The following is a 7432-nucleotide window of genomic DNA, read 5'->3' on the forward strand; positions in this document are numbered from 1 at the left end:
AATAAACACCGAAATTCTTTTCAGATTCATCTTTTCCACTACCTGCATATAAAATACCAATCAGTTCATGTTTAGAATTCAATACAGGAGATCCTGAATTACCTGGTTGTGCATACGCATCAAATTCTATAAACGTTCCACTGATATGGTTAATCGTTCCTGTCGATTCAAACATTTTATATTTTGTTTGTGCACCCTTTGGATAACCAATAACAGAAATTCTATCTTTCGCTTTTGCTCCTTCTGCAAATTTTGTATAACTAACGTTCTTATTAAAATTCAAACCTTCTGTACTTGTTTCATGAACATGAACTATCGCAAGGTCTTCTTTTCCAGGATATTCTACAATGTCTTTAACGTCGTAGTTTCCTCCGCCTTTACCTTTACTCGAATAATGTGCTGCTACTCTATTTTTAAAAATATCATTACTTTTAGCGATATGTTTGTTAGTTACGATTGTATTTTTACCAACAACTACACCAGTACCACCCGCAAATGCTACCACTGAATTGTATGGTGCCTTAGTTGCATCGGTAATTTCTTTGACATTCTTTTCTGCTTTGGCAATTGAATGAGGCTGATTAGAAATATTTTCAGCGAAACCAAGAGATGTTAAAATAGTTAAAGCAGTTAAACCTTTAACCATTACATTTTTATTCATATTTTACCTCCTTCCAAATTTATTTTTATAGTTAATGTATCTAGATACACATTTACTATATACATTTTAAATAAAAATATTAATTAAATATTAATTAACCACTTATTAACGTTTTATTAAATTATTTTACATTAATTGACTTATTTATTTAAATATGCTTAAAACTCAATATCACGCAATTAAAATTGACTTTTTAGGATTATTTTGGTCTTAAATATTAATTATTGAATTAAAATTGTAATATTTATTCGGAAATTAGGTAATTGAAAATATATGGCGGAATGGTGAACAATTCATGTATTTAAAATCTTTCACTTTATTATGTATTGTGTTTAACAATATTATTAGCGATTAGTTCCCCTATTATTTATGACAATATGCAGTCAATCAATGAAACATGTATGTATGAGTATATTTGGAACTAGTAATGTATTGTTAATTATTGAAGATGATTGAATTATGGAATTTTTTTCGAGATATGTTATTTCGGGGATCAGATTTTGCGATTTCGCCTTGGATAGAGTAGTTGCGATTTGTAAATACGTTTTTCAGGTTCGATTCAATTTCGTTGTTAAGATAATATGGATTAGTTTCACTGACATGTTGATGCATGTCTTTTTTGTTCTGATAAAGTATAAAATGTTTACTTAACATTACTTAGTATGACACCTGCTAATTCAAACATTATTTGAGACATTCTTTTCAAATTAATTATAAATTTTTACCTATAGACTAGTTTGATATTTATCTACATCTCAAAATTCTCATCAACAATCTTTCACATCCAACATTTTTACTTTAGTTTTTATAATTCAAAACAACAAAACGATGTTAAAAAATTATTCTATTTTTTAGTTAATAGATAGTTAATACATTTTTGATATTTAGTTAATTGTTCTTTTAAAAAAATATTATTATATTTTCATTGTAAACGTTTACAATATAAAAAAAGGAGCAATAAAAATGAATACAAAATTTTTAGGTAAAACATTAGTAGCAAGTGCTTTAGTATTAACAACATTAGGAACAGGTTTACATTCTTCATACTTAGGATTAAATACAAATAAAGTTGTTAAAACAGCAAAAGCAGAAGAAAAAATGACAAATGGTCAATTGTGGAAAAAAGTTAAAGATTCATTAATTGATTCAAATATTATTAGTGGTAACGAAAATGAAGAGATTACAGTAACATATGTTAATAAAACCGGATATTCTTCAAGTGTTTCTGCCTATGGTAATAATAATGACGATTTTTCAAGTACTCCAAGTAATTTTTCTAAACTTAAGGAAATTGACTTGAAAAAAGATAATGTACCGTCAGATGATTTTAATACTACTGTTAGTGGTGAAGATAGTTGGAAAACACTTACATCTAAATTAAAGGAAAAAGGTTTGGTTACAGATGGACAAACAGTAACTATTCATTGTAATGATAAGTCTGACAATACAAAATCATCTGTTTCAGGTAAAGTAGGAGCAGATCTGACAAGTGGCAATGGAACTACATTCAAAAAACGCTTTATTGATAAAATCACAATTGATTAAACCTTAAACTAAAATTTCCTTAATTCATAAAACCTTAATAACTAACCCTTTCTTACAAACCACCTAGCCCATAATATATTAAAACGTCATTTTTATTTCAATTAGCGGAAAATAAAAAAACCATTCCGCATTAACTTTGGCAAGTTGGAATGGTTAAAAAATATTTTAGAAGCCAGCGTTTGGCTTGCTTTGACGACATGTTCGCGCATGTCGTCTTATTTTTACATTTATATAATAACACGCAATTCAATAAAATGTCTAATCAATAAACCTCAATTACATTCAAATTCAAAAACTTTGCACCTAATATTCATCGCTTAAATAAACATTACGTTTAATTAACCAGACATTGTCAATCGCGTCTAATACCCCTGCTGTCCGAATACAAAATTATTTTGTATTCATATTTATCTGTTCTCTTTCCTCCCTTTTAAACGCAACTAAATTTCTTTTACCATTAGCGCCCCAATCTTTAATCTTTAATTGTTCTACCGCTCCATTTATTAAATCCTTTAAAGAGTAAAACTGCTAATAGCAACGTGATAATAATATAGATCGCCAATGTTAATGTAACTGGTATACTCCCTTCGATAAACATATAAACGTAACACGTAGCATATGTGATTGGTAAATAGAACCACGAATGATCTCCAAGCACTTCTAATCCAAAATAAACGTTAAAAATAAACATTAAAACTCCGACAACAATAGCCATTACATCTTTAATGAAAAATATATCTAACATTATCACAAATTATTAATAATGTTAAAAATGACGGTACTAAATAAATTAATAAATATTCCATTGTCATGTATTGCTAAACGATTATGACGCTAAAAAGGAATAATTATTAAGTTTATAGAAAACATCTGTATAACTTACTACAAATACTGAAAATAATATAAGGATTTAAGATCGTAAAATCTAAACTAAGGAGATGTTTAAATGCATTTGAAACTGAACGATGAAGATTTAAATTATTTAGTAAATCTAAGTAAAGAAATACTTGAACAATACAACATTAAATTAGACGAAACTTGTAAGGGAGATATTAACATAACATCATGTAATTCTGAATACTTTTTCACTTTAAGCTATTTTTTAAAGCCTGGAAAAGCAACTATAAATTTCAGAGAATGCCGTTACAACTATAGCTTGTTACGTTTAAATCTTAATGACGGTTTTCATAAAAACTCTAATAATGAGAAAATAAGGGGAAATAGAATTAATATATTTTCTGAAAAAGAATTTATACAAAAAGCTGACGGCGCAACCCATATGAAAGCATATCCTTTACCTTATAATATATTTGACGATAGCTCTGATTTTGTAAAACAATTATTTACTTTGCTTGAATATACAAAAACTAATCATAATGATAATATTAAAATTGAAACTAATCTATTCATGAGTTGGTGATACTATGCATGACAACACAATTAAATCTATTAGCAAAGACTATTTTGATTACTTACAAACAGAATCAAAGTTTATCCCATTAGAAAATGAAACTATAGAATTTTATTCACCTATCGTCGATTATTTTGGTGATTCTATTTCTGTAAATATATCTTTTTCAGGGGATCGATATAAACTAACTGATCATGGTGAAACTTTATGGAACATGGAACAATTAGGTATAGATTTAACTAGTAATAAAAAACAAAAAAAGTATCAACTTCTCAATAATATTGTACAAAACTACAGTCTAGTCATCGAAAATAAGCACATAAACTTTTATACAAATAGAATAAACTTATCTCAAGCTATTCATGATTATGTTTTGGCTATTTCCGAGATCAGTTATTTGGGAATATTAAAGAAAGAAAATATTAAGTCCTTATTTAAAGACGAAGTGATGCAATATTTTCTATCAAACAGAAAGATTTATCCTAATATATTTCCCGAATTTAAGGTAGAGGGGAAATCTAAGTTAATCCATAGTTTCGAAGCAGTATTTCCAGGAGAAGCTACAGAGTATGTTAAAACAATTAAACGAATCGATAAAAACAATGCAAAAAATGTCCTTTTCGATTGGAATGATGTTGAAATACATAGAAATAAAAATTTTGATTCTAATGCTAGACTTAATATCATTACAGAACAACAAGATGATATTAGCGAAGCAGTATCAACAATGTTGTCTCAATATAATGTAGAGGTATTTTCATTTGAAAACAAAAAACAACTTGAAGAAAAGTTTAGTAACGTATAATTATCGTGTTATATAATGTTTCTTCGATAATAGTTTCTATTTCAATTAAATCACCGATACTTAAAATGATAAATTTACCAATACCAAGTTTGTAATGAACTTTCACCGTCATACAATCATAGATGCTATATCTACAAAACGAACCACGCCGATTAAGACGTGGTTCCATTTTTTTAATAATTTTTTATATGTTGGAAGTTTCTAAATAATTCTACTTTCGTAAATTTAGCACCCTGCTATTTAGCAAAGTAATCTACATTTCCCTAACTAAAAATTATCATGTGTGTAAATAAAAATTATGTTAGTTCTTTAATTCCGTTTGATAATTGAAATAATTGCACTTTGTTGATTATTTAATCATATACAATTCTATACTCCAGGATTAGTTTCTTTAGAATCCGTACCGATTAATTTAACAGTATGGTTTTGCCAGTCAACTTCATAAGTAGATGTAAACGTTACTGTATTTTGATTTTTGTAGTTATTACCAATCCAGTGTAGTCGATTCCATTGATTAGTATATCTATCCATTTCTCTTTGGTAAGTTACTTTGATTTTAGATTTTTTTGTATCATTTTGTTTATGAGAAAGTACGCTTATAAATTCTGGGTTAAAGTTACCACGCGCCAATAAAGGCATTTGATGTGTTGGCAAGAAATTTTGTCCAGCATTTGAACTACTTTGTCTACCACCTAAAAACAGTTCATTACCATATGTTGGGTCATAACTATCTCTACCATATGGTCCCCAACCATTATTCATAATTTTGTGCGCCTCAACACCCCAGCCAATTGATTTATGATTTGTTTTTCTATCAATCGTAGTTCTGTAACTTTCTTGTTTATAATTTATTGTTTCTGAAAATGATTTTGATCCATTCAATCCACCTGATAAGCCATTAGATATATTAATATCTCCGCCATAAGAATAACCTAATGTTTGTTGAACTTGGAATTCTTCATTTTGATTTTTAGGTGCATAGTCAACAACATTTACAGCATCATTTGATTCTGAACTAACCGAAACATTATACTTACCGCCCCAATAAAACTGTGAGTAATTGTAATCTTTTGGATTAGGCTTTTTATAACCTGAATTAATGTTTCCGGCTGCCTTAAGTACTAATGTATCTTTGTCATAACTTTTATCCTTAATGAAATTAAACGTTAAAATTTGAGAAATATTCAATTTATCATTATCAGATGTTGCTGTTGTTTTGTATAAAGTGATTTTGTCATCTACTTTTTTCTCGCTTACAGGTGTGATATGTTGAGCTGCATCAACTGTATTCGATAGCAAAAGCAGTGCAATTGATGAAGCAACTGATGATTTGACTAATTTTTTCATTTTCATATTAATTATGTCCTTTCACTTTAATTTCGTGTGTTTTCCAATTAACTTCATATCTAACTACAAAGTTTCTATTTACAAATGCATTATGCTTTCTTTCTGCGTAAATACCAGTTCTAGGGAATAAAGTCGCATATGTAATATCTAAGTTTCTACCATATGAAATTTCAAATTCACTCGTATCACTTGAACCTTTTTCATGTGATAGTGTAGTGATAAATGATGGATTAAAGCCACTTTGAACTAAAGGTGGCAATTGATTATCAGGAGCAAAATATTCTCTTGCTGAACCTGTTGGACCATTTGGACTTTGTACGAATAAATATCTATCATGCGCAGATTTTTTACCATCAGGCGTAACAAATTCGTTTGCTTTAACACCCCATTTAACTGATTTTGAGTTTTGCTTGTCTACTTCACTGACATAACTCTTTTGGGTATAACTAATTGTTTTAGAATAATTAAATGAGCCATTGCCACCTATAGATGGTGCTGACTGGAAATTACCTCCAATGTTATATCCTAATGTTTGACCAACATCAGTAGTTTCTATTTTGTTTTTAGGAAGGTAATTGATTAAGCTAACATTTGGATCTTTAGTCGTCAGTCCTATATTATATTGGAATGGCCAAATCATTCGTTTAGTCAATTCATATCCACTACCCTTCACATCTGAAAATGAAGTTCTGGAATTAATAAAACCTTGCATTTTAACAATTAAAGCATCTTTGTTATATTTTTTATCTTTTACAAAGTCGAATTGAACATTTTGAGTAACGCCCCATTTCTTACTACTTACATCCTCCGTACGTTTGATTACTTCAGCACCATCACCAATATTCTCTATATTAGTATTAGCTCTAGATTCTTGAATCGGAGATGCTAAAGGCGCAATCAGTCCTACTGACAAAGTTGCAGCTAACATTTTTTTCTTAAACATAAGTTTCACTTTCTTTCTATATAAATTTTTAATACAAATTTATTCTAGATTATTTCACTTATTTATAAAATTAACTGTTCATTAAAAAAATAAAATGCTATAAAATATTAAAAATGATACAATTTATTCATTTATGATGCTGAAAACCGGTCATTTTGGCGCAACCTTCATTACATTTAAATAGTTCCCTTTATACTCGAACAATATGATAAAATTGCCGATGCTCAACTTTTTCGCTATAAAAATCAAAACGAACTTTAATCAAATCTTAAAAAATAATGTTTGTATTATCAAAAATAATCTATAATTGAATTTAAAATTAACTGATTATTAACTATTGTCCGTTAAACGGAGAGGATTACTTCGTATACTGTTATAACTGAAATCTTCTATATATCATTTCGTAATATCGCTAGCTTCATCTAAAAAATTTAATGCTATGATTTAGCCGAATTAAAAACATATATATATTTACTATGAACTAAAATTTCACTTTAAAAATAAAAAACCATGATTTCGAAGTCTTCATAAACTGAAGCTTCTACTCTCATGGCAATTTATACTATGATATTCAATTATAATGCCTAGTCTCATAGTAAACGGCTACTACATTCGCATGTACTTCGTTTTACTGTCCACGCATGGTCGTTGACTTATTTATATTATAATATAAATATTTTATTTTTCAATACTTAATTTTAAAAATCCCCTATGAAAATG

At 28.3% G+C, this 7432-nt stretch carries 7 protein-coding genes and 1 pseudogene; 3 read left to right on the forward strand and 5 right to left on the reverse strand.

Annotation, left to right across the window (positions count from 1 at the left end):
- Window positions 1-661, reverse strand: a 661-nt coding sequence (gene splA / locus IDG60_RS02625) for a serine protease SplA (protein ID WP_206160469.1), incomplete at its 3' end; no start/stop codon positions are given.
- A 963-nt stretch (window positions 662-1624) separates the two neighbouring features.
- Here splA and IDG60_RS02630 point away from each other — a divergent pair.
- Window positions 1625-2206 carry a DUF4888 domain-containing protein gene (locus IDG60_RS02630; RefSeq protein WP_001092780.1) on the forward strand — a complete coding sequence of 194 codons (582 nt, stop codon included), beginning with the start codon at window positions 1625-1627 and terminating at the stop codon, window positions 2204-2206.
- 472 nt (window positions 2207-2678) lie between these two features.
- On the opposite strand, the pseudogene IDG60_RS02635 reads toward IDG60_RS02630, so the two are convergent.
- Window positions 2679-2957: pseudogene (locus IDG60_RS02635) on the reverse strand (BsaG family lantibiotic immunity ABC transporter permease subunit); the annotation flags it as partial.
- 195 nt (window positions 2958-3152) lie between these two features.
- Between IDG60_RS02635 and IDG60_RS02640 the strand changes: the two are divergent.
- Both IDG60_RS02640 and IDG60_RS02645 read left to right on the forward strand, forming a co-directional pair.
- Window positions 3153-3626: a DUF6978 family protein gene (locus tag IDG60_RS02640; RefSeq protein WP_000550252.1), complete on the forward strand. Its 474-nt coding sequence runs from the start codon at window positions 3153-3155 to the stop codon at window positions 3624-3626.
- A 4-nt stretch (window positions 3627-3630) separates the two neighbouring features.
- Window positions 3631-4422 (forward strand): DUF1828 domain-containing protein, encoded by a 792-nt coding sequence (locus IDG60_RS02645; protein WP_000543854.1) that lies wholly within the window; start codon window positions 3631-3633, stop codon window positions 4420-4422.
- Here IDG60_RS02645 and IDG60_RS23890 read toward each other — a convergent pair.
- From IDG60_RS23890 to lukE, 3 genes are all read right to left on the reverse strand, one after another.
- Window positions 4409-4534: a hypothetical protein gene (locus IDG60_RS23890; RefSeq protein ID WP_000216885.1), complete on the reverse strand. Its 126-nt coding sequence runs from the start codon at window positions 4532-4534 to the stop codon at window positions 4409-4411. The two genes, IDG60_RS02645 and IDG60_RS23890, sit on opposite strands and share 14 nt — an antisense overlap.
- Before the next feature lie 257 nt (window positions 4535-4791).
- A complete protein-coding gene (gene lukD / locus IDG60_RS02650; protein ID WP_000782463.1) occupies window positions 4792-5775 on the reverse strand; it encodes a bi-component leukocidin LukED subunit D in 984 nt (327 codons plus the stop codon).
- A 1-nt stretch (window position 5776) separates the two neighbouring features.
- Window positions 5777-6712: a bi-component leukocidin LukED subunit E gene (gene lukE, locus IDG60_RS02655; protein ID WP_000473596.1), complete on the reverse strand. Its 936-nt coding sequence runs from the start codon at window positions 6710-6712 to the stop codon at window positions 5777-5779.
- Between the last annotated feature and the right edge of the window lie 720 nt (window positions 6713-7432).

The organism is Staphylococcus sp. EG-SA-2 (genome assembly GCF_017152085.1).